This is a genomic window from Gimesia chilikensis (assembly GCF_008329715.1).
GTDB lineage: Bacteria > Planctomycetota > Planctomycetia > Planctomycetales > Planctomycetaceae > Gimesia > Gimesia chilikensis.
In genome coordinates, this window is record NZ_VTSR01000014.1 from 130,260 (window position 1) to 149,991 (window position 19,732).

The 19,732-nt window shown below is 56.0% G+C and carries 19 protein-coding genes; 10 read left to right on the forward strand and 9 right to left on the reverse strand.

What is annotated here, in order from left to right; translation table 11 throughout:
* Window positions 1–53 precede the first annotated feature (53 nt).
* Together lgt and FYZ48_RS18785 are read left to right on the forward strand one after the other, a co-directional pair.
* Complete coding sequence (gene lgt, locus FYZ48_RS18780) at window positions 54–929, forward strand: prolipoprotein diacylglyceryl transferase (RefSeq protein WP_149343157.1); 876 nt, start codon at window positions 54–56, stop codon at window positions 927–929.
* A gap of 310 nt (window positions 930–1,239) precedes the next feature.
* Window positions 1,240–1,827, forward strand: coding sequence for an RNA polymerase sigma factor (locus FYZ48_RS18785; RefSeq protein ID WP_242022705.1), 588 nt, complete (start codon window positions 1,240–1,242; stop codon window positions 1,825–1,827).
* 74 nt (window positions 1,828–1,901) lie between these two features.
* Here FYZ48_RS18785 and FYZ48_RS18790 read toward each other — a convergent pair whose 3' ends face one another.
* Entirely contained in the window at window positions 1,902–2,870 is a 969-nt protein-coding gene (locus tag FYZ48_RS18790) for a YHYH protein (RefSeq protein WP_149343160.1), read from the reverse strand.
* 326 nt (window positions 2,871–3,196) lie between these two features.
* Here FYZ48_RS18790 and FYZ48_RS18795 point away from each other — a divergent pair, with 326 nt between their 5' ends.
* The gene (locus FYZ48_RS18795) at window positions 3,197–5,821 is read left to right on the forward strand and encodes a carboxylesterase family protein (protein ID WP_149343163.1); all 2,625 of its coding nucleotides are present in this window, start codon (window positions 3,197–3,199) and stop codon (window positions 5,819–5,821) included.
* Here the strand turns inward: FYZ48_RS18795 and FYZ48_RS18800 are convergent, their stop codons facing one another.
* From FYZ48_RS18800 to FYZ48_RS18825, 6 genes are all read right to left on the reverse strand, one after another.
* On the reverse strand, window positions 5,822–7,432 hold the full coding sequence (locus FYZ48_RS18800; protein ID WP_149343166.1) for a hypothetical protein: 1,611 nt from the start codon (window positions 7,430–7,432) through the stop codon (window positions 5,822–5,824).
* Window positions 7,433–7,498: 66 nt separating this feature from the next.
* Window positions 7,499–9,379, reverse strand: coding sequence for a hypothetical protein (locus FYZ48_RS18805; RefSeq protein WP_149343170.1), 1,881 nt, complete (start codon window positions 9,377–9,379; stop codon window positions 7,499–7,501).
* Window positions 9,372–9,716, reverse strand: a complete 345-nt coding sequence (locus FYZ48_RS18810) for an NADH-quinone oxidoreductase subunit K (protein WP_149343172.1) — start codon at window positions 9,714–9,716, stop codon at window positions 9,372–9,374. Before FYZ48_RS18810 ends, FYZ48_RS18805 begins: the two co-directional genes overlap by 8 nt.
* The gene (locus FYZ48_RS18815; RefSeq protein WP_149343176.1) at window positions 9,713–10,519 is read right to left on the reverse strand and encodes a hypothetical protein; all 807 of its coding nucleotides are present in this window, start codon (window positions 10,517–10,519) and stop codon (window positions 9,713–9,715) included. The genes FYZ48_RS18810 and FYZ48_RS18815 overlap by 4 nt, the downstream gene beginning before the upstream one ends.
* On the reverse strand, window positions 10,516–11,556 hold the full coding sequence (locus FYZ48_RS18820) for a hypothetical protein (protein ID WP_149343178.1): 1,041 nt from the start codon (window positions 11,554–11,556) through the stop codon (window positions 10,516–10,518). The genes FYZ48_RS18815 and FYZ48_RS18820 overlap by 4 nt, the downstream gene beginning before the upstream one ends.
* Entirely contained in the window at window positions 11,556–11,984 is a 429-nt protein-coding gene (locus FYZ48_RS18825; RefSeq protein WP_149343180.1) for a DUF998 domain-containing protein, read from the reverse strand. Before FYZ48_RS18825 ends, FYZ48_RS18820 begins: the two co-directional genes overlap by 1 nt.
* Window positions 11,985–12,122: 138 nt before the next feature.
* Between FYZ48_RS18825 and FYZ48_RS18830 the strand changes: the two genes are divergently transcribed.
* The 5 genes from FYZ48_RS18830 to FYZ48_RS18850 all read left to right on the forward strand — a co-directional run bounded on the left by FYZ48_RS18830 (window position 12,123) and on the right by FYZ48_RS18850 (window position 16,758).
* A complete protein-coding gene (locus tag FYZ48_RS18830; protein WP_187782108.1) occupies window positions 12,123–12,617 on the forward strand; it encodes a gamma-glutamylcyclotransferase family protein in 495 nt (164 codons plus the stop codon).
* An 80-nt stretch (window positions 12,618–12,697) separates the two neighbouring features.
* Entirely contained in the window at window positions 12,698–13,171 is a 474-nt protein-coding gene (locus FYZ48_RS18835; RefSeq protein ID WP_149343184.1) for a DUF1569 domain-containing protein, read from the forward strand.
* 24 nt (window positions 13,172–13,195) lie between these two features.
* Window positions 13,196–13,585: a hypothetical protein gene (locus tag FYZ48_RS18840; RefSeq protein WP_149343186.1), complete on the forward strand. Its 390-nt coding sequence runs from the start codon at window positions 13,196–13,198 to the stop codon at window positions 13,583–13,585.
* A gap of 75 nt (window positions 13,586–13,660) precedes the next feature.
* On the forward strand, window positions 13,661–15,331 hold the full coding sequence (locus tag FYZ48_RS18845) for an FAD-dependent oxidoreductase (protein WP_149343188.1): 1,671 nt from the start codon (window positions 13,661–13,663) through the stop codon (window positions 15,329–15,331).
* A gap of 38 nt (window positions 15,332–15,369) precedes the next feature.
* The gene (locus FYZ48_RS18850; RefSeq protein WP_149343190.1) at window positions 15,370–16,758 is read left to right on the forward strand and encodes a sodium/glutamate symporter; all 1,389 of its coding nucleotides are present in this window, start codon (window positions 15,370–15,372) and stop codon (window positions 16,756–16,758) included.
* Between the two features lie 47 nt (window positions 16,759–16,805).
* Here the strand turns inward: FYZ48_RS18850 and FYZ48_RS18855 are convergent, their stop codons facing one another.
* Entirely contained in the window at window positions 16,806–17,117 is a 312-nt protein-coding gene (locus tag FYZ48_RS18855) for a hypothetical protein (protein ID WP_149343192.1), read from the reverse strand.
* 127 nt (window positions 17,118–17,244) lie between these two features.
* Entirely contained in the window at window positions 17,245–18,261 is a 1,017-nt protein-coding gene (locus tag FYZ48_RS18860; RefSeq protein WP_149343194.1) for a zinc-binding alcohol dehydrogenase family protein, read from the reverse strand.
* Window positions 18,262–18,462: 201 nt separating this feature from the next.
* Between FYZ48_RS18860 and FYZ48_RS18865 the strand changes: the two genes are divergently transcribed.
* A complete protein-coding gene (locus FYZ48_RS18865; RefSeq protein ID WP_149343196.1) occupies window positions 18,463–18,858 on the forward strand; it encodes a hypothetical protein in 396 nt (131 codons plus the stop codon).
* A 54-nt stretch (window positions 18,859–18,912) separates the two neighbouring features.
* The gene (locus tag FYZ48_RS18870; RefSeq protein WP_149343198.1) at window positions 18,913–19,728 is read left to right on the forward strand and encodes a hypothetical protein; all 816 of its coding nucleotides are present in this window, start codon (window positions 18,913–18,915) and stop codon (window positions 19,726–19,728) included.
* The last annotated feature ends 4 nt before the right edge of the window (window positions 19,729–19,732 follow it).

Here is a 19,732-nt window from a genome sequence, read left to right on the forward strand (position 1 = left end):
TCTGAAATCACAGAATTGAATCGCAGATCCCCCCATTTTGGAATTTGGGAAATATGAGTCACGTATATTCAACACTTGCCTATCTCCAGTGGGACATTAACCGTGTGCTGTTTGAAGTCGGTCCGATCAAGATCCGTTATTACGGGCTCTTCTTCACCGCCGGATTTATCTGTGGTTACCTGCTGCTTCGCTGGATCTTTCGTACCGAAAAACGCAACCTGGACGATGTCGAATCGCTGCTGATTTACATGGTGCTGGGTACGATTATCGGCGCCCGTCTCGGTCACTGTTTGTTCTATCATCCTATGGAGTATCTCAGCGACCCGATTCGCCTACTACAGATCTGGAATGGAGGACTGGCCAGTCACGGTGCTGCCGTCGGGATTACCCTCTCGGCCTGGCTCTACTCACGCAAACACCGCGATCAACCCCTACTCTGGCTGCTGGATCGACTCGCCATCCCCGTTGCGCTGGCCGGCTTTTTTATCCGCATCGGTAACTTCTTTAACTCGGAAATTCTGGGACGGGCCAGCGATGTTCCCTGGGCTGTGGTCTTCAAAGATGGCCTCGGACTCAGTCCGGAAGAAAAGTTGATTCCCCGTCATCCGGTGATGCTCTACGAATCCCTCTGTTACGGCTTCATCTTTGTTCTGCTGCTGCTCGTTTACCGGAAGTACAAGGAATGCACGCCCCGCGGACTGTTGATCGGACTCTTCTTCATCACCGTCTTCACCGCCCGTTTTGTGCTGGAGTTCTTCAAGCTCCGTCAGGCAGCATTCGCGGAAAATCTCCCCCTCAGTGTGGGGCAGATGCTCAGCATTCCACTCGTGATTGCCGGCATCGTATTCCTGCTTTATCGCAGGCCCGCACCCCCTCTGGAAGAAGAAATCGCCCTGCAGACGCCGCGCGAACCGGCCGCGAAGGCATAAAAACAGCGAATGTGGATGTATGTGTCCTGTTAGAAAAGTGTACACGGAACGTCTATAAATACACTCGCAGGCTGAAAATATGTGGCCTTTTGTCTATTTTACGGGATCGTATTGCCTTAAATCAGAGATCCTTGTAAAGTCCGCGTGCCAAATACTCAGATTTTACTACTGATGACCAGAGCGGAATTCACATTTTGAATTCAGCCGTTTTTTTTTCAACACGAATGTGGGACATCGGTGTATAATGAGTTGCAGGCTTTAACTCGCTTGCTGCCAGTACGGCAGTGTTCAAAATGAATCGAGGCGATTTGTGGCTCTCACGGATATTGATAAAAATTTGCTCAAACGCTGCTTAGCAGAAGAGCCGGGTGCCTGGAAAGACTTCGTAGACCGGTTTATCGGCCTGTTTACACACGTCATCCACCACACCGCGCACGCCCGCAGTATTCGTGTGACCGACAACGACATTGATGATCTGTTGTCCGAAGTCTTTCTGGTTCTGCTGGCCAACGATTATCGCGTGCTTCGCAACTTCCGTGGACAGAGTTCACTGGCCACTTATCTGACCGTGGTTTCCCGTCGCGTGATTGTAAAAAAAATGGTCGAGCGACGGATGGCTGAAGCGCTGGGGCATGTCTCCACCTCTTCACGCATCGAACGTGTCTCCGACGAGCAGACCCGTCAACAGCAGGCGCTTGAGGATCAGGAAGAGATCCAGAACATGATTCGCCAGCTGCCTCCGGCAGACGCTCAGATTGTGGAGCAATATCATCTGCAGGGAAAGTCTTACCAGCAGATCAGCAGTGATCTGGACATCCCGGAAAATTCAATCGGCCCTACACTCTCTCGGGCACGCAATCGCATGCGGGAAAATAAATCCCGAACACGCACGCTCTAATTCCTTGAGCGAGTTGACCTCCTTCTTACTCCGTCTGACGCTCACATTGCGCGCCGACAGTTTCGGTTGCTGGTTCAATTACTGAAGCTCCGTCCCGATCCCTGCCCCTGTCCGAATCCCGGAGGAGGACCACCAAAGGGGGGCGGACCAAAGCCACGTCGTCCACTGGGACCGCGTTGTCCCGGTCCGGGGCCACGTCGCATAAAACTCGGATCCGGCGTCCCGCGCCACAGACGGGGGATATAAGGAAAATCTTCGGTGATGTAGTAGTGATAGATCCCTTCCGGGTATTCGGGGGTCACACCCACGCGACCGTTGCATTCATCCAGGTCACCCGCATCCGCGACATATTCATAGTCAGCTACAAAGGTCCCGTCATACCTGCCGCGCGGGCCACTTGGTCGATTCCCTTTCTTGATTCGGTAGCTCGATTTCATTTTGCGGACCGCGCTCTCGGCATCGTTTGCATCGCTATAACCAAACTGGGCATAAATCGGAAAACCATCTGCGGCCACACCGATCAGAGTGACTTCACCCACTTTCCCCTGCTTCTGAATCAGTCCCGTCGGCAGACCATGATAGTGATAGCTGCCGGTTGGCTGGACATGGGCATTGCTCTGATCCAGACCGAGATTGATCTTTCCCGACTTGGCTTCATAGTTCCAGCCTGAGCTGCGATTCCGGTTCCAGAACTCCGCGGTCGCCGCATCAAAGACCACACCATTGCTGGCGACTCCAAATGGAGAGTGTGATACGGGCGTCGGGTTGCGGGTCGCCTTCGGTTCCATGGTTACACGGAATTCATACTGCTGCGGTCGAATCGTATTCGGATTGTTCCGATTCGGAAACCGGCCCGGCTGGTGATCCGGAATGCCGTTGGAATAGATGTAGCGGTAGTTTCCCTTGATGACCACCTTAACCTGATTCTTCGCATTGGTATTCGAAGATCCGAAACCCGGCGGTCCAAACCCGGTAGGTGGATATCCAAACAGGGGAGCGGCACATCCAAGCGTCGCGAAACAGCAAAGCGTAAGCAGTCGCATATTCAAGGGGTTACCTCATTTTCACCAGGCCCGATTCGTCGCCAGAAAAATTCACGGATTCTTCTCACCTGTTTGAATAACGGGCTGAGCACCGTGGAATCCACTGGCTTTGATCTGTTTTTTGTCAAAATGAAACCAGGTGTCGCCTCTCCGAAAACATGTTCCCAAGGCTCTCAGACAGTCGTTCTGTTGACAGTCTACCCTTTGCTCACAAAAATCGATGTAGTTGTCAGCAGTCGCCGTCACAAACGATTGGCGCTGATTTCGCTTCAATCAAGGAATGATATGTCCCAGTGATTCTCCGGAATCTGGAAACGGATTGACCGATGCAAACTCCCCGAACTCGCTTCCTGTTTGCGATCCGCACCGCTTTACTGGTCTGCTGTGTCACCCTCCTGACGGCAGGCCCCGCTTTACAGGCTCAAACCAAAACCAAAACACCCGAGTCCACACAAACGGCTCCGGTGAAAACCGGTTTTGTGAATGCCGTCTATAAAGATGACGCAGGCGAACATCGCTACGTTGTCTTCGTACCCCTCGATTACAACCCCGCGAAGAAATATCCGGTCATCCTTTTTCTCCACGGCGCCGGAGAACGGGGCAACGATGGACTCAAACAGACTCAGGTCGGATTGGGGCCGATCATCAAACAGCAGGAAAAAACATTTCCTTTCATCGCCGTCTTCCCGCAGGCGGAGAATATGAAAGAGCGTCTGCTGGAAGGCTGGCTGGCCGACTCCTCCGACGGTAAACGGGCCCTGCAGATCCTCAACCAGGTGCTGCAGAAATACTCAACCAATTCGAATCAACAGATCCTGACCGGCTGGTCCATGGGGGGCTACGGTGCATGGAGCATGGCGGCCGCTTTTCCCAACCGCTGGTCTGCCGTAGTACCTCTCTCCGGCGGCGGTAAAACCGAATCGGCGGCGCAACTCAAAGACGTTCCCCTCTGGGCGTTTCACGGTGCCAAGGATCGGGTAGTCCTGCCGGAAGAATCTCAGCGTATGATCGACGCAGTCAAAAAAGCAGGCGGCGAACCGCGCTTCACCCTCGTTCCCGATGCTGGACACGATGTCTGGAAAGTTGCCTACTCTCAACCTTTGTTCGACTGGATGCAGAATCCGACTCAACAGATTGATCCCGCTGCACCCTTACTGGTCAAGCCGGATCGTAAACAACCGGCGGCCGTCGACAGTGAAACTCCCTTCGTACCGGCACTGATGATCAACGACGCTGTCTCGGTGCGGCTGGGCAATCGTTTTCTGCAGTCCCTCGCTGATGCGGTTCCCAGCATGGTTCCCGCGGATATGCTCGAAGGACGCATCGCCGACATTCAGGACTGGACCACCGCCCAGGGACGCAGCTTCAGCGTGCAGTTCTCCGGGATTTCCTATAAGGGGGCACTGGAGCGTGCCGCAGTGGAAGCCTACGCTGCCGGCACCTTGAACATTCAGCTGGGTATCAAGGACGTGAACCTCTATATCAGCAACACCTACGTCACCGGCAATCGACATTCAGCAGTCGCCGGTCCGATCTCGGTCAGCATCGGTCATCAAAGACCGGTCTGGCTCAGTTTCGATGTGCGGCCCTTTATCCAGGGAGATCAGCTCAAGCTCAAACTGATCCGCACGCGGTTCACGATTCCCCAGGACAACTGGTACGTCTCCGGACCTGCGGGCGTTTCGACCCGCGGAATCGGTATGACTTCTGAAAAGGTCTCCAGCGGACTGATTGACGGTATTTACGGGAGCAAAGGCCGTATTGAAGATGAAGTCAAAGCGATCGTCCCCGGTCTGGTGGACGAGCTCGAAAAGCAGCTCAGCTTCAGCGAAGCCAGCCAGGTCGTTGATGCCGTCTGGCCGCTCCCCGTCTATCAGCCGCGGATTAAACTCTGGCCTCGCGAGGTCGTCACCGATAAACAGGGGGTCTCACTCAATTTCGGTCTGACCGTCGCAGCCCTGGATCCGACAAATCCACCGGCCACCGTTCAACAGGTCAACGCCTTCGGAACTCCCGTGAATGAGATTCCCAAGGTCACCGATCTGCAGGTCGGCGTCGCACCCGGGATTCTCAAACCGCTGACCGAGATGCTCGTCAAAGAGGATGTCGCGCGAATTCCCGTTCTGGATATTCCCGGTCACTCGTTCGATCCACTGGCAGATCCCCAAACACTCCAGCAAGTCTTCCCCGATCTGAAACAGTACGGTGATGGACTGCAGATCTGGTCTGAACTGGTACTCACGCGACCGATCCAAGTAGAAGACAGCAACAAGCCCAAGTCCGCCAGCGACGATCCATTTCGCTTCGTCGTCCCCCGGGCGGCGATTTCAATGGCGATCAAAAAATCGGCCTCCGATAAACAGTGGACGCCTTACGCTGAGTTCTCACTTTCACTGAGTCAGGACGTCGATCCCGAGATCGTTGACCAGAGCTTCTCAAAACGGGCCATTCGCCTGGACTGGGAAGGGGATTCACGCATTGGGGGGCTCGCCCGCTTCGCCCCGGATTACAAACCGCAGGAGAAGAACATCGATCAGGAGAAACTCCGTTCCCTGGTCCAGGCGGCCTGGGATGGTTGGACGAAACAAGGCCCCGCTTCGGTTGCAGAGATCCCCGACATCGAACTCGGCTTCGGCCGTTATCGCATCCAGCAGATCCAGTGGTCTGCACCTCAGTTGCTGGCGACCTTCTCCGTACCCGAATTGAAGATCACCAACGGCACGAAACAGGACATCGAATACGAACTGAAAAGTCCCTACAGCGACTGGGGCGGACCGTACAAGCTGAAGCCGGGCGAGTCGCATGCCTTCGATGCGGCGATGCCACTCACCTATCGACGCAAAATCGACGGGCAACTGCATGTCTTCACGCTCGCCTCCGGTTCGCACTTTGAGTTCCTGCCCGAAGCCGGTCATCCGGAAGGCGTGCTCTACGAAGCCGCCGATAACTAATCACTCTTCAACGGCCGCCTCGGTAGACGGGGCGGCCTCATAGCTGACCAGGGGGAACAGCGTCCGCTCCAGCAGATAGGCCGGCGTGATCCCCAGGCTGACAATCAATAGCACGGCTGGAGCCAGCGCCAGCCAGACCAGCGCCCGTTTCTCTGCGGGCGCTGTTTCATTGTCAGCTTTGTCGGGAGCGGATTGCGAAACGGTCAACAGCTGCCAGCCCCCGCGAATCAGCGCCAGGTTGAACAACAGCGTTCCCAGCAGATAGCCCAGGGCCAGCAGCATCTGCTGACTGGTCAGACTCCACAGGAACGCAAAACAGGCGGTGAAACCACCCAGTCCGGGAGCACCGATCAGGGTCAGCAGCGACAGCCAGCCCAGCCAGTACATCACCCGTTCTGTGGGATGTCCCTGTGTCAGTGACAGGCAGGGAATCACCAGCAGCAACACTCCCGCAGCCAGCCCCTGTACCACATTTAACACAGCAAAGTAAGCAACGACTTCCTGGGAGGCAGAGAGAATCGTCAGCGTTAAGGCCGCCTGTCCCACCAGGAACCAGACGACAGTCTGCAGCAGTTCCCGACGGGCACAAGCTAGTAACGCCGTGATCAGGAAGCCAATGATTCCCCACAATGCCAGCAGGGAATACAGGCTCTCACTCACACTCTGCTGCAGCGGTACCAGGCAGCGCAGCATGCCGTAGACGCTCAACTTGGTAAGGATCAATAATAGAATCAGGGACCAGCCCGTCATCACCGAGGGGGATGCGGTCTGTGCCGTCTGCTGTTTCAGCCACTGGGTCATGCCGTAATAAGCGGGGAACAGAAAACCTTTGCAGGCAAAACCGGCCAGTAACAGCAACAGGATCCACGGGGCACTGGTGCTCCAGTAAGCTTCGGCTAAAGGATAGAGTCGGACGTCGCTCCTGCTCTCTCTGAACAAGGCGTCAAACTGAAAGGTGAGCGCCTGCGGTGCCTCAAGCAGCACACCCTGCATCCAGGAAAACGACGTCGCCGCCAGCAGCAGTCCCGCCAGAATCAAAGTGTCCCCCAGCAGTTGCAGGTACAAAGTACTTTCCAGCACCGATCGGGTCCGCGAACCGTTCCAGACCTGGAGCAGTCCAATCGTGCAGACCGTCGAGAGAAACAGGAACGTCACAAAACTGATCACATCATGCGAGATCAACAGTCCCGCCAGCAGTGACTGCAGAATCAGTAGCAGAAAGTAATGCCGATGCGAGACCCTCGTCAGCCGATTGGAAAAGAAGACTAACAGCGGCCAGAGGCAGGTAATCAACAGCAGAAACCAGGCCGACAACGCATCGAGGCCCCACTGAAAATTCCGGGGTGTGGCGGCGTCGGGACCAGCTGTACTCAGTACCGGCAGCTTGAGCGTAATCGAAATGATGCGGGTCGCCCCGGTTCCCTGTAGTTCCGGGGCGAAGAGGACCAGCGCCAGAATCAGACAGGAGACGAGCGTATTCGAGAACGCGGTCCAGCGATGGAATTCCAGACCCAGTTTCACGCTGCCCAGGCCAAAGCAGGCCCCGGCGACTGGCATCACTACCAGCAGTACAGGCGAAAACGAAATCAGGGAATTCAGAAACAGGTCCATGAACGGGGCTCAATCAAATAAATCAAATCAATCCTGGCACAATCGTAACCGGGGAAACGCATCCCGCTAAATCTGTAACACCATCAATACCAGAATTAACACAGACAGGGTCATCACCAGAATCAATGTCGGAAAGGTGACCTGGCCGTTCTGCATGTGCAGCAGCAGATCGCCCCAGGCCCGCGGCAGTCGCTCCAGTGAAAACCGACTCAGGCGGGAAACGATCCACTCCTCAGCCAGGGACACCGTGCGGGCCAGCAACTCCAGTGGTTGAATCAACGCACGGTCCAGCAGTGACATCAGGTAATAATGCGATCGCCCCAACTGCAGCAGGGCCGGTGGTTCCGTAGTCGCGATAGAACGGGAACGTCCCGCAGTCATCCAGGTGAGGATCATCGCCACCAGCAGAGCCAGGCCGAACAGACTGCACATCAGCCAGTCATGTTCGAACAGCGGAGGCAGCATTTCCAGCAGAGGTCCCGGCCAGAGAGTCGGCACGAAAGTAAAGGGAATCAGTAACAGGCTTGCCAGCAGACTCACCCCCAGTGTCGCACTCCACAGGGCAAGCACCGGGACGGATGTACCAGTGTTCGATAACGAGTTTGAATCCGCCAGCGAAAAATAGAATCGCATCAGGCCTGCGACATATCCCGCCGCAACAGGCACGGTCAGCCAGATAAAGAAGCTGACGCGTACATCGTCGGTCACGTCGCGGGCCAGGATGAGCGCTGGCAGAAGCCCCACCAGTCCACAGACCGCCAGCAGGATCAACAGCATCAGGCAGAGTTTAATCGATGCCAGTGCTGCCGTCGGAATTCCATTCTGCTCTCTCCAGACTGCCAGTAAAATCAGGATCACCAGGACCAGGAGTTCGAGAACCACCAGAGCCAGTGTGCCGGACAGCGTTCCCGCCTGGCCCAGTCCCACCGACGCGACCACCAGTCCCGTGAGCGTCGCTGTCAACCAGCTCAGACTGCGATCCGGATGCGCATCGCGAGGCAGGCTCAATGCGGAAAAGAGCGTCAGCAGAGCCGAGAGCGTTCCCAGTTGCACCATCAGCGTGCGCGTCGCAGGAACCGCCTGAATCAGAGGCGCGCAGCGGAGCAACAGGAACAGTCCCGCGGTCATCGCCAGCAGATTGATCCCGGCCAGCGAACGCGCCGACCAGTTCTCTTCCCGACTCACCAGCAGGGCCGAAGCAGGAAACAGGCTCAGGCGAGGCAGGGCGGTAAAGAAGAGCAACACACTGATGCCGGGCAGGGCGGTGCGATTGGTTTCTGCAACCTGGGTCAACGCCGTCGGCTGCAGCATCGTAAGAAAGTCCAGGCTGGTGAAATTGGTCTGGACGAGAAACAGTCCCAACAGCAGCATCCCATCTGCCAGCGCATTCCAGCCCCACCAGTGTCGGCGTGCCGCTTCCGGAGCGAGCGTCGTCCGCAGGTGCACTTCATGCAGCAGGTTCAGGCTCATTGAGAGCAGGCACCAGCAGAAAAAGAGTTGTAAAAAGTTTGTTGCCAGGATGATGCCTGTCGTGGCGCAGAAACCCATCAGTAACAGCAAACCCCCATAGCGCGGCGCAACAGTATCTGCAAACTCAGCTGAATCGGGCGGACTCAACAGCAGCACGCAGAGCATGCCTGCCGAGACCAGCGTATAGAATGTCAGGCTCAGTGAATCGTAGAGTACACCGATCTCAAGAGGCAGAGACGTTTCGCCGGGAAGCGTCAGCCAGCTGACCAGCGGGAACGAATAAGACTGTTCTCCCAGCAGGGGACTGAAGTAACCAGCCGAGGCTACCGCGACCAGTGTCGTGACTGAGACTCCCAGTAGTGCGGGCCAGCGCGGATTCCCTTTGAGAACGCGACAGGCAACCAGGGCCGACATCAGCACTGTGACGAAGGGCACCACCAGTCCGAGTTGCAGTAACAGGGTGATTGTTCTATCCACCAGACCCGGCCCCCCTTTCCACGGGGGACTTCGTTTCCACAGGGGCATCGGTATCAGTTTCAGGTGATTTACGGCGCAGGCTGAGTACCGCCAGCGCAGCGGCCGGCAGCATCACCAGAAACAGAACGAACAGGAAAAACACCGTCTGTGCCCGCGAACCCTGATACTCTGCAAACGCCGCCAGCATGAGACCCGCTCCCTGCAGCCAGATCAGCAGCGAAAAGACAGTCGCCAGGCGATGCCGCTGCAGCAGCATTCCCAGGTAGCCGACCGCGATCAGGATGATCCCGATCATCAGATTCTGGTGGAGGACGGCGGTGGCCAGCAGCAGGATCATGCGTTCCCTCCCGGTTCCTCTGTCTGTGAGACGCGGGACGCCCGCGGGAAAAAGACCAGCCAGGTCATGCCCACAAAGACCAGCAGCACAAAGCAGAGCAGAAGCAGCAACGTAGGCCAGTGTTGACTGAATAATCGGGGCAGCAGTTCCGGCAAGGAGAGCCCGGCCCATTCTGATTTCGGTACGGGTGTCACTTCAGCTCCCGGCCCCCAGTCCCGCTGGACCACCCACAGACAGACACATAACAGAAATCCACACGCCAGGCAGGCAAGCAGCGGTTCGCGGAACGCGCCCTCTTCGTCCTGCTCTGCCGAGACTGTTTCGGGTGATTCCTCGTCAGTGCAGTTGTGATAACAGAGCAACAGGATCAGGCCTCCGAGAGTCAGCCAGCTGAGAATCATCAGCGGAGGCATGTGAGCCTGAAGAAATAATAATCCACTGGAGAGCAGCGAAACCGACGCAGCGCCCAGGGCCCATCTCATTCGCGAAGCGAGTACCGCGGCGGCACCACTGACGATGACCAGCGTATCCACGGGAATCGGACTGAATAACGCCAGCAGCGACTCCGCATTGCCATCGGTTTTAAAAGAGAAGGGAGAGCCGAACCAGTAGAGCAGGATCAGCAGGGCCCCGATTGAGAGCAACGGCCAGCCCCAGCGGTGCGCTGTCTCCGGTGCCTGATGCGTCGTTAAATTCAGGTAACCATACACACCGGTCAGCATCAGCAGAATCAAAACCGCCAGTGTTAAAAACAGCAGGTTATCCGCGGTGCCGGGCAGGTAGAATAACAGTTCGTCGATCATGGCTGAACCTCCCCTGCAGTCTGCACTTCCGCATGTGTGTTCGTGGAAGAGGGGAACGGAAACCGGGGCAGAACAAAGCCCCACCAGATCGCCAGCAGGCTGAAGTTGAGCAGCAGATGCATGTAATGGTCTGACATGCCCAATACATGAAACGCCAGAAACGAAGCGGAAACCGCAACCAGCGACAGCCAGAGCAACAGCTTCCACAGCGCTTCCGGATCATAGCCGGGACGTCGTTTCAGAAAACGGATCAGACGATAATGGACTCCCACCAGCACCAGGGGCAGGGCGGGAAACAAACCAAATCGCATGATAATCTGCAGCACGCTCATCTCCTCGCGCGGGCCGAAGCAGGTCAGGCTGAGGACGATGATAGACATCACGAAGACGGTGTTGAAAAGATGCAGTTCGCGAATCCAGTGTTGCACCGGCCGGACAGGTTTGGGTGCCTGGGCATTGACGAGAATCACAGGGCCGGTCAGGGACAGGAACAGCGCCAGCATTCCCACGGGTTGTATCAGCAGCAACCAGAAGGTGGAGGTCGCGCCGCTCGCCGCCTGTTCCGCATGCACGGGGAGATAGGCTGCCACCGAGGCGAAAGACAGCAGCAGCGGGAGCCAGAAATATCCGTTGAGTAAAAATCCCGACAGCGGGTGCCTCTGTCGCTCGGTTACCGCCAGACTGATATGCCCCGCTGCCTGTAGTAGCAAGAACAATCCCAGATACATCATCGGTGCATAGCGGCACGTCACGAGCCCGGTCGCTTCGACCGGTTCACTCCGTATGGACCACATGTTGGTGATATAACCGGGGAGAAAAGCAATGGTCAGCAGCCCGCTGGTCAGTGAGAACAGCAGCAGGCAGCGTTCGCTCCGTTGAGTGATCTCTGCCTGGGAACGGGCAACCCGCTTCACTGCGAGTTGCAGTCGCATTTTGACAGAGGCGTTCAGGGGAGACCAGGCCGTCTCTGCCAACAGTAGCGAGATAAACAGAAACACGAGCGTGCTAATCAGGAACAGGGGAATCTGCCACAGCATCAGGTGGCCTCCGTCGGATTCGGATCATCGGCGGACGCTGGTTCGTGTTCCGCATAGATCGTCAATTCAGGAGCAGAGGGCACCGGTGCGGTCTGCGACTTTTTCGGCGCGGTCAACATTCCCGACCAGAGTGCCATTCCCCAGACCAGAAGCAGGGCCGCTCCCAGAGTCCAGGTGATCGGATTCCGTAGTGACGTTGTCTGCACACTGATTCCCAGTACCAGCAGCAGAATACAGACGGCTATCAACACGGTCGTAAAGTTCCAGTACAGCGCGTGCTGAGGTGCTTCATAAGTGCCGGCGTTCGACACGGAGTCTTCGACGATTGATTCGGACTCGTCGCGAAACCATTTCTGAATGGCCCACCAGACAGCCGGCGCCGTCAGCGAAGCAGTCAGCAGTAATATCAGAAAGGTGAACCAATCCATGGTGGACTTTCGACGAAATGCGGAATAGCAGCCGGGAACGCAGGTGACCGAACTGTTGATAGACACCAATTTTAAGTGAAATCGAGGGCGAAGCGAAGCGACTCGCCTCCTGCAAATCTTCCAATTCAGGAAATGAATGTGCGCCGCCACTTTACAGTAGACGCCGTCCTGCCAACAATGCTACCGGTCGAGCATGTGGATCTGTCGACACAGGTTGAACGAGATCCCGCTGCGTCCGGGGAAGGCACTGGCATGAATGATGAATCACAGACTCTGATCTTCGTCTACGGCACTCTCAAGCGGGGGTTCTGTCGGGCGCCGTTTCTGTCTGATCAGCAGTTTCTGGACGAAGCATGTACCGCGCCCCATTACGCACTCTACGATTGCGGTGAGTACCCCGCACTGGTGAAAGACAACACCACAGGCATCCGCATTCAGGGCGAACTGTGGCGCGTAGATGCACGGGGGCTGGAAGTCCTCGATGAAGTTGAAGGGGTTGCCGAACAACTCTATGCCCGGGAAAGCATTGAACTTGAGTCGCCGCTGATTTCCACGGGAGTGCAGGCTTACTTCTATCTGCCTGATGTCTCGCAGCTGCCCCGTCTGGGAGATTGCTGGACCCGACAGACCTGAATTTCCATGGGAGACGCTTGTGATTTTTCGTTCAGCGCCTCACAATAGCCCTGACTTAAATCGCTTTTGGAGAACCCGTCATGTCTGCGCCCACCAAAGCCCGCAGAACCGTATCTTACGCGTCATTACAGGAAATTGCTGACGACGCACAACGTCTCCATGCAGCCTGCGCCCCCACCACGGGAAACTGGTCGCAGGGCCAGATCTATGATCATCTGGCACGATTGATGGATGGCTCTCTGGACGGCTTCGACTTCACCGCTGCCTGGCCGCTGCGCAAGATTTCGAAGTGGATCTTCAAACCACTGATTTTCAAGAAAGGCATGCCCGCCGGTTTCAAATTGAAAGGGGATGCCGGCAGAGTCCTGCTGCCCGATCCAGTCGCAGACCAGGCGGGGCTCGATCATCTGTTGCAGGCGATTCACCGTATGCAGAACGAATCGCAGCGTCACCCCAGCCCCGTGCTTGAGGAAATGACCCGCGAAGAGTGGGATCTGCTGCATCGCCGCCATGCTGAGCTGCACATGAGTTTCATCGCCGAACCGGATGCCTGACCTCTGACCCCAGCGAGGATCGACGTGGACGACGAACCGAATTCTCCCCCACCGGAGCCCGCACGGCCGAAAACATTCGACGAACGCCTCCGCAACTGGAGCCTGCTCAAGCGTCTGCTGCTTGCCTTCTGTCTGCTCACCGCATCTTACATCACATCCGCCGGCACCGGATTGATGATCCTGCTCATGCTGGCTTTCTCGACTGATGGCTGCCAGCACTTTCCCGATCTTCTCGGCTTCCTTGTCTTTCAGTTTCCCATTTACGCACTGGGAATCTCTACCGCCATGCCGGCCCTGTTTCTGGCCTGTGCCTGTTCAATTCGCTGGGTCGTTGGCTCAATCTTTTTCTGCGTGGGTCTTTGTGCGTTCTGGCTTGTGGGGGGCTTCATCGCAATCGTGATGGCCTGTCAGTAGAGGTATCCGACCGCGGCGTCTATAATGCCGCTGCAGTGATCTAATGACACACATGAATGACCGGAAAGGGATGCAATGGTAGAGTCGCAGGGAAACAGAATCATCGTCGTCGGAGGAGTCGCAGGGGGCGCGAGTGCTGCAGCCCGGGCACGTCGCTGCGATGAACGCGCGGAAATCATTCTGTTTGAGAAAGACGAATACGTCTCTTTCGCCAACTGCGGTCTGCCCTATTTTATCGGCGAGGAAATCACTGAACGCAGCAAGCTGCTCGTCGCGACACCCGAGCTGTTTCGAAATCGCTTTAACATCGATGTCCGTACCCGGCACCTGGTGCAATCGATCAATGTCGAGAACAAAACCGCCTCGGTTCTCAATCGGGAATCAGGTGAGGTGAGCGAAGAGCCCTGGGATCGGCTGATTCTCTCTACCGGTGCGGCTCCGATCACGCCCCCCTTGCCGGGCATCGAATCCGAGAATGTATTCACACTCCGTAATCTGAACGACGCAGATGCCATCAAAGCCTTTATCGCGGAGCACGGCTGTCAGAAAGCGGTCGTCGTGGGGGCCGGCTTCATCGGGCTGGAGATGGTGGAACAGCTGCACCATCTGAAACTGGAGACGGATCTGGTCGAATTGCAGCCCCAGGTCCTGCCTCCACTCGATCCGGAAATGGCCCGCCTGGTTCAGAACGAATTGACTGATCACGACATCAAGGTGCATTTGGGAACAGCCGTCGTTACGATTCAGACGGAAAACAACACAGCCACCGGAGTCGAACTCGGTAACGGAACACAGATCGCTGCAGACCTGGTCATCCTGGGGATCGGCGTTTCCCCGGCGATTGAACTGGCCCAGTCTGCAGGCATTGAAATCGGTGCACGGGGCGGTATTGCCGTGAATGACTTCATGCAGACATCGCATCCGGACGTTTACGCGGTCGGCGATGCCGTCGAATATCAGCACGGCGTTCTGGGAACACCCCAGCGCATTCCGCTCGCCGGTCCCGCGAATCGCGCCGGTCGTATCGCCGGACAGCATGCTGCCAGCACCTCGGCCGACCCGATGATCGCCCCCATGGGAACGGCCATTGTCCGTGTCTTTGGCATCACCGCAGCAGTGACGGGCCTCAGTAAAAAGTTCGCTGAATTCACTCAGCGTAAGAATCGGTCCATCATCGTCGTTGGTAAACATCACGCCGGCTATTTCCCCGGCGCTCAGCAGCTGTTTCTCAAGCTGACCTATGATCCCGAAACAGGGCGGATCCTGGGCGCCCAGTCTGTCGGTCGTGAAGGTGTCGATAAACGTATCGACGTGATCGCCACCGCGATGAAGTTTAAAGGCACCGTCCGCGATCTGGCCGGCGTCGACCTCTGTTATGCTCCGCCCTTCGGTTCAGCCAAGGATCCGGTACACATGGCGGCGTTCGTCGCCTGCAACGATCTGGATGAACTGACCCGCATCATCGAAGTCGATGCCGACCTCTCTGGATATCAGATTCTCGACGTCCGTTCCCAACAGGAAGTCGACACGTTCCGCTTCCCCGAGATTACGCACATTCCCGTCGACGAACTCCGCGGTCGGCTGGGTGAACTCGATACGTCGCGGCCGATCATCACGGTCTGCCATTCCGGGATGCGGGCTTATATCGCCGCCCGGATCCTGCAGCAGTCGGGTTTCGAGAACGTCCACAACCTCACCGGCGGCATGCTCATGCAACGCTTCGCCCGACCGGAGCTGTTTGAATAATTTATCCTGATCAATAAACTGGAAACCCACACCCCACGATGTTCGCCGACTTCGCTCTCATCTCGGTTCTGCTGGTCATCGCGCATCTTTTACGTTCCCGACTGCGTCTCCTGCAGAATCTGTTGATCCCCGCACCCATCCTGGCCGGCTTTCTCGGACTGATCGGCGGCCCGCAACTGCTGGGCTGGCTCCCCTTCAGTCTCACCGGGGAAGGCAAGATCGCGATGGAGCGTTATCCCTACGAACTGATCGCGATTCTGTTCGCGACCCTCTTTCTCGGACATCAGCCCCACCGTCCCGCGCTGCGAACCATGCTCCGCGATGTCGGCGATACCTGGTTCTATAATTTCGCTGCTTACATCGGACAGTTCGGCGTCGCCCTCCTGTTCGGTCTGTATGTCCTGCCGCTGATGTTTCCTGATCTCAATCCCGGCTTTGCCCTGATGATGCCCGCCGGCTTCGCGGGGGGACACGGCACTGCAGCCGCGGTCAGCGAATCCCTGCAGGCGGGGGGCTTCAATGACGCACAGAGCCTGGGCTTCACGTTTGCTACGATTGGTCTGCTGATCGGGATCTTCGGCGGTCTGACTTTGATCAACATCGCTACCCGACGGGGCTGGACGCATCTGGTCTCTTCCGCACAGGAACTGCCCGAGAGCACCCGCTCCGGTTTCCTCACTCCGGAAGAACAGACCTCGATGGGCACCAGCACTGTCAGTGCCATGTCCCTGGATCCACTTACCTGGCACTTCGCGATCGTGATGACCGCGTTCGGTGGTGCACACGGCATCGATTACCTGTTTCGGCACGTACTCGAATCCAAAATCATTCTGCCCTTGTTTGCAGTGGCGCTGCTGGTCAGTGCGGTGTTACAACTGGTACTCGAACTCTGTCATATCGGCAAGTATGTCGACCGCCAGGTGATGGCCCGCATCGGTTCCTCAGTCTCCGATTACCTGATTGCCTTCGCGGTCGCCTCAATCAAAATCAGCGTCGTCGTTGAATACATGGCCCCACTGATCGTCATGTCTCTGCTCGGATTTCTCTACGCCATTGGCATGCTCTGGTTTCTCGGGCGGCACCTGTTTCACAACTTCTGGTTCGAACGCAGCATCTTCGCCTACGGCTGGATGACCGGCGTCGTCGGTATCGGCGTGCTGCTACTAAGGATCGTCGACCCGCAACTCAAATCCAAAACCCTGCAGGACTACGGCCTCGCTTTTGTTGGTATCTCACCTCTGGAGATCCTGCTGATCGTCGTCGTCCCTCCGCTCGTCGCTCGACAGATCATTCTCGCGCCGGCAATTGTCATCGTCGTGATCGCCGTTGCCTGCTTCGCCCTCTCCGCTTACCTAGTGGGCTGGTACCGCACTCCACCTGGAGCAATCCGTCCCGGCGAACAGGAAATCATCGACGACCTGAAGTAGTCAAAAATACTTGCCTTTTGCGGTAATGTAGAAGGGGGCTTCCCCAATTATGGTTTCATGCATTGTCCCATGACAATGAGACACTCGCCCGGTGTCGGCTGAGTATCGATCCCAAGTTCTTCTGCACATTCGTGATTACGAATCTGAACAGACAGAGTATCTGGAATCCATTTGAAGCCCAGTGTGAAAATGCCTCGTTTAACACATTCTGGATAAGTGATTCCTGGAACTTTAATAATTTTGGCTGCGCCAAATTCGGAACTTTCCACATCAGCAATTGCAAACACACCGACTCCCTTATCCAGCGGGTTGATGTTTGTAAGCCACTCGGGGTCAGTTTGATTATTGGCATTAAACATAATTGATTTCTCGGTATTACAATTTAATTGATAACGTTTTTCACTCTGGATCGATCTTTATCCAAATATTTCGTGTTTTTCGTGCCTTTCGTGGTAGCAAAAACGTACTTGCTATAACGTTTGTGGTTCACTCCCAGCCACTCAGCACAATCTTGCCAATCGTGTGCCCCGCTTCCAGGGTTTGATGCGCCCAGCGCAGGTTCTCAGCATTGATCGGGGAGCGGACCTCGTTCGCAGTACATTGCAGTTTCCCCGCATCCAGCCACGCTGATACCCGGTTCAACAGGTGATGTTGCTCGATCATATCCGGCGTTGCGAACATCGAACGCGTATACATGAACTCCCAGACCATCGTTGCCGACTTCCGTTTCATCAGCGACTGATCCAGTGGCTGCTTGTTATCCACCAGCAGTACAATCTTGCCCTGGGGACGCAACAGATCGACGGCCTGATCCCAGTGCTGATCGGTATTGTTGAACAGCGCGATGTGATCGATCTGCTTCAACCCCAGTGCTTCCACCTGCGGACGCAGCGGCTCGAAGTGATTGATGACATGGTCGGCCCCGAGTTGCTTGACCCACTCGATCGATTCCGGTCGCGAGGCGGTGGTGATTACCGTCAGGCCAGCCAGTTTCGCGAGTTGAATGCCGATCGAACCGACGCCCCCGGCACCGCCGGTAATCAGAATCGTCTCACCCTCGTTCCCTCCTTCCACGTCGATGCCCAGCCGATCGAAGAACGATTCATAAGCGGTGATGGCTGTGAGCGGAATGGCGGCTGCCTGAGAAAAGTCGAGTGATTTCGGCTTCACTCCCACAATCCGCTCGTCGATCAACTGGTACTCGGCATTGCATCCGGGGCGGGTAATGTCACCTGCATAAAACACTTCATCACCCGGCTGGAACAGTTCCACCTCCGGTCCGACCGCTTCGACGACTCCCGCCGCATCCCAGCCGAGCACCTTGGGAGCAGGTTCTTCCCCCTCTTTGGGAGCCCGGACTTTGGTATCCACCGGATTGACGGCAATCGCTTTCACCGCAACCAGCAGGTCCCGCCCGCCTGGCTTCGGTTGATCCAACTCAACATCCATTAATGATGCGGGATCCTCAATCGGCAGATAACGGGTCAAACCAACAGCTTTCATTTTTGAAACTCCTCGCGAGAGATGAATGGCAGAAATTTAAAGATTCTCACTTCATGTTCTAAGGAATACGCGAGGAAATCAAGGTGTCTATTTCGAGTCTTTTCTGCTTTTCGTGGTGAAGGATTACAGATAACCGCTCGCGAACATCACAGAACCGGTTACAATCGACACTGCAGGCACGGTACAGGGGATACCGCATTCATGAATTCCGAAAACAAAACAGAACGGTCTTACAGCCGGCGGCTGATGCAGCTCTCCACGATCCCGTTTCTGCTGCTGATCGCTTACTGGGTCCTGACCTGGTTTTGGGGCACGACTGAGGTGCAACAGGCTTATGTGAAGTTCAACAGCAAAGGGCTGCCTGCCAGCGCCCGCATTTATACGGATCGCCGTCCCGCAGACCTGGAGAGCAACTGGTATCTGATCGGTTATCCCTGTGCCCCCTGTCCGGGCATCGTCAGCCTGGAAGTCGATATGCGACATTGTGATATCTGTCCGGGGCCCGTCCGCCAGTATTTCCTCTGGTGCCCGGGCTATCACTCCAAAGTCCCTTTCTGGGGCAGACCGGTTGCAGGGACGTACGAGGATACCGACTGACATTCAACACACTTTCTTTTCGTGCCTTTCGTGGTCGTAAAAAATGTAGCCCATATGAAATCAGCAACCTCCATCAATCTGTTCCCCTGCAACAGTCGGGAAGTCGGGCTCGGGTTTCTCTTCGCGTTGGCCCTCGGTTGTGTTTACTGTTACCAGGCGTATTATGTGAACCCCCTGGGATTACGGGGCCTTTCTCTGATCATTGTCACATTTCTGGCTTTTGTCGGTGTTAATTTCTACGCTACTTTTCTGATCGAAAATCGTCTCATCCCGTATCTGGTGCTGAGCGGATTCTGGTCGTTGATCATTCTGTCAGACTACCTCTCTCCGAATGCCCACGTTTACAAGTCTGCGGGAGTTGCTTTCCTCATCAACGTGGGTTGGGTCTTCGTCTTGCAAGTGGCCTTTGAGACTACAATGCGGAAACGTCTGGGCGCAAACGAAACTCAACCAGGCACGGAGAACGCAAAGCTGTTTCCCTGGAACGCCAGAGAGCTTCTGAAAGGGTTTCTGTTCTTCCTGATTCTGAACGCGGTCTATATTTTCCAGGCGGTCATTGCACCTGCCTGGAAATTTGATCTGTTATTCTCGGCCATGCTGCTGACCCTGGTCATGACGCTGATCCTGTATTACCTGGCCCTGCTGTGTTGGAACCGACTGATGCCTTATCTGGTAATGGCCTGTTTCTGGTTACAGACAGTCCTCGTTTCTGTACTACGCAAACAGGAACATCCTGAGAGAATGATTCAGACCGCACTCACCATGTTTCTGGTCTCGGCGGGTTTTATCTTCCTCTTACAACTCCGCTTCCTGTTCACGGAAAAGGTTCGAACGCGCAGAGAACAACCGGAACCGACTCTCGCGCGATAGTCGA

What these genes read in the sequence shown, in the direction of transcription:
- FYZ48_RS18845 (WP_149343188.1), top strand. Translation starts at nt 13,661, where the DNA reads ATGGTAGAGTCGCAGGGAAACAGAATCATCGTCGTCGGAGGAGTCGCA.
- FYZ48_RS18825 (WP_149343180.1), bottom strand. Translation starts at nt 11,984, where the DNA reads ATGGATTGGTTCACCTTTCTGATATTACTGCTGACTGCTTCGCTGACG.
- FYZ48_RS18820 (WP_149343178.1), bottom strand. Translation starts at nt 11,556, where the DNA reads ATGCTGTGGCAGATTCCCCTGTTCCTGATTAGCACGCTCGTGTTTCTG.
- FYZ48_RS18815 (WP_149343176.1), bottom strand. Translation starts at nt 10,519, where the DNA reads ATGATCGACGAACTGTTATTCTACCTGCCCGGCACCGCGGATAACCTG.
- FYZ48_RS18850 (WP_149343190.1), top strand. Translation starts at nt 15,370, where the DNA reads ATGTTCGCCGACTTCGCTCTCATCTCGGTTCTGCTGGTCATCGCGCAT.
- FYZ48_RS18870 (WP_149343198.1), top strand. Translation starts at nt 18,913, where the DNA reads ATGAAATCAGCAACCTCCATCAATCTGTTCCCCTGCAACAGTCGGGAA.
- FYZ48_RS18810 (WP_149343172.1), bottom strand. Translation starts at nt 9,716, where the DNA reads ATGATCCTGCTGCTGGCCACCGCCGTCCTCCACCAGAATCTGATGATC.
- FYZ48_RS18800 (WP_149343166.1), bottom strand. Translation starts at nt 7,432, where the DNA reads ATGGACCTGTTTCTGAATTCCCTGATTTCGTTTTCGCCTGTACTGCTG.
- lgt (WP_149343157.1), top strand. Translation starts at nt 54, where the DNA reads ATGAGTCACGTATATTCAACACTTGCCTATCTCCAGTGGGACATTAAC.
- FYZ48_RS18865 (WP_149343196.1), top strand. Translation starts at nt 18,463, where the DNA reads ATGAATTCCGAAAACAAAACAGAACGGTCTTACAGCCGGCGGCTGATG.
- FYZ48_RS18855 (WP_149343192.1), bottom strand. Translation starts at nt 17,117, where the DNA reads ATGTTTAATGCCAATAATCAAACTGACCCCGAGTGGCTTACAAACATC.
- FYZ48_RS18790 (WP_149343160.1), bottom strand. Translation starts at nt 2,870, where the DNA reads ATGCGACTGCTTACGCTTTGCTGTTTCGCGACGCTTGGATGTGCCGCT.
- FYZ48_RS18795 (WP_149343163.1), top strand. Translation starts at nt 3,197, where the DNA reads ATGCAAACTCCCCGAACTCGCTTCCTGTTTGCGATCCGCACCGCTTTA.
- FYZ48_RS18835 (WP_149343184.1), top strand. Translation starts at nt 12,698, where the DNA reads ATGTCTGCGCCCACCAAAGCCCGCAGAACCGTATCTTACGCGTCATTA.
- FYZ48_RS18860 (WP_149343194.1), bottom strand. Translation starts at nt 18,261, where the DNA reads ATGAAAGCTGTTGGTTTGACCCGTTATCTGCCGATTGAGGATCCCGCA.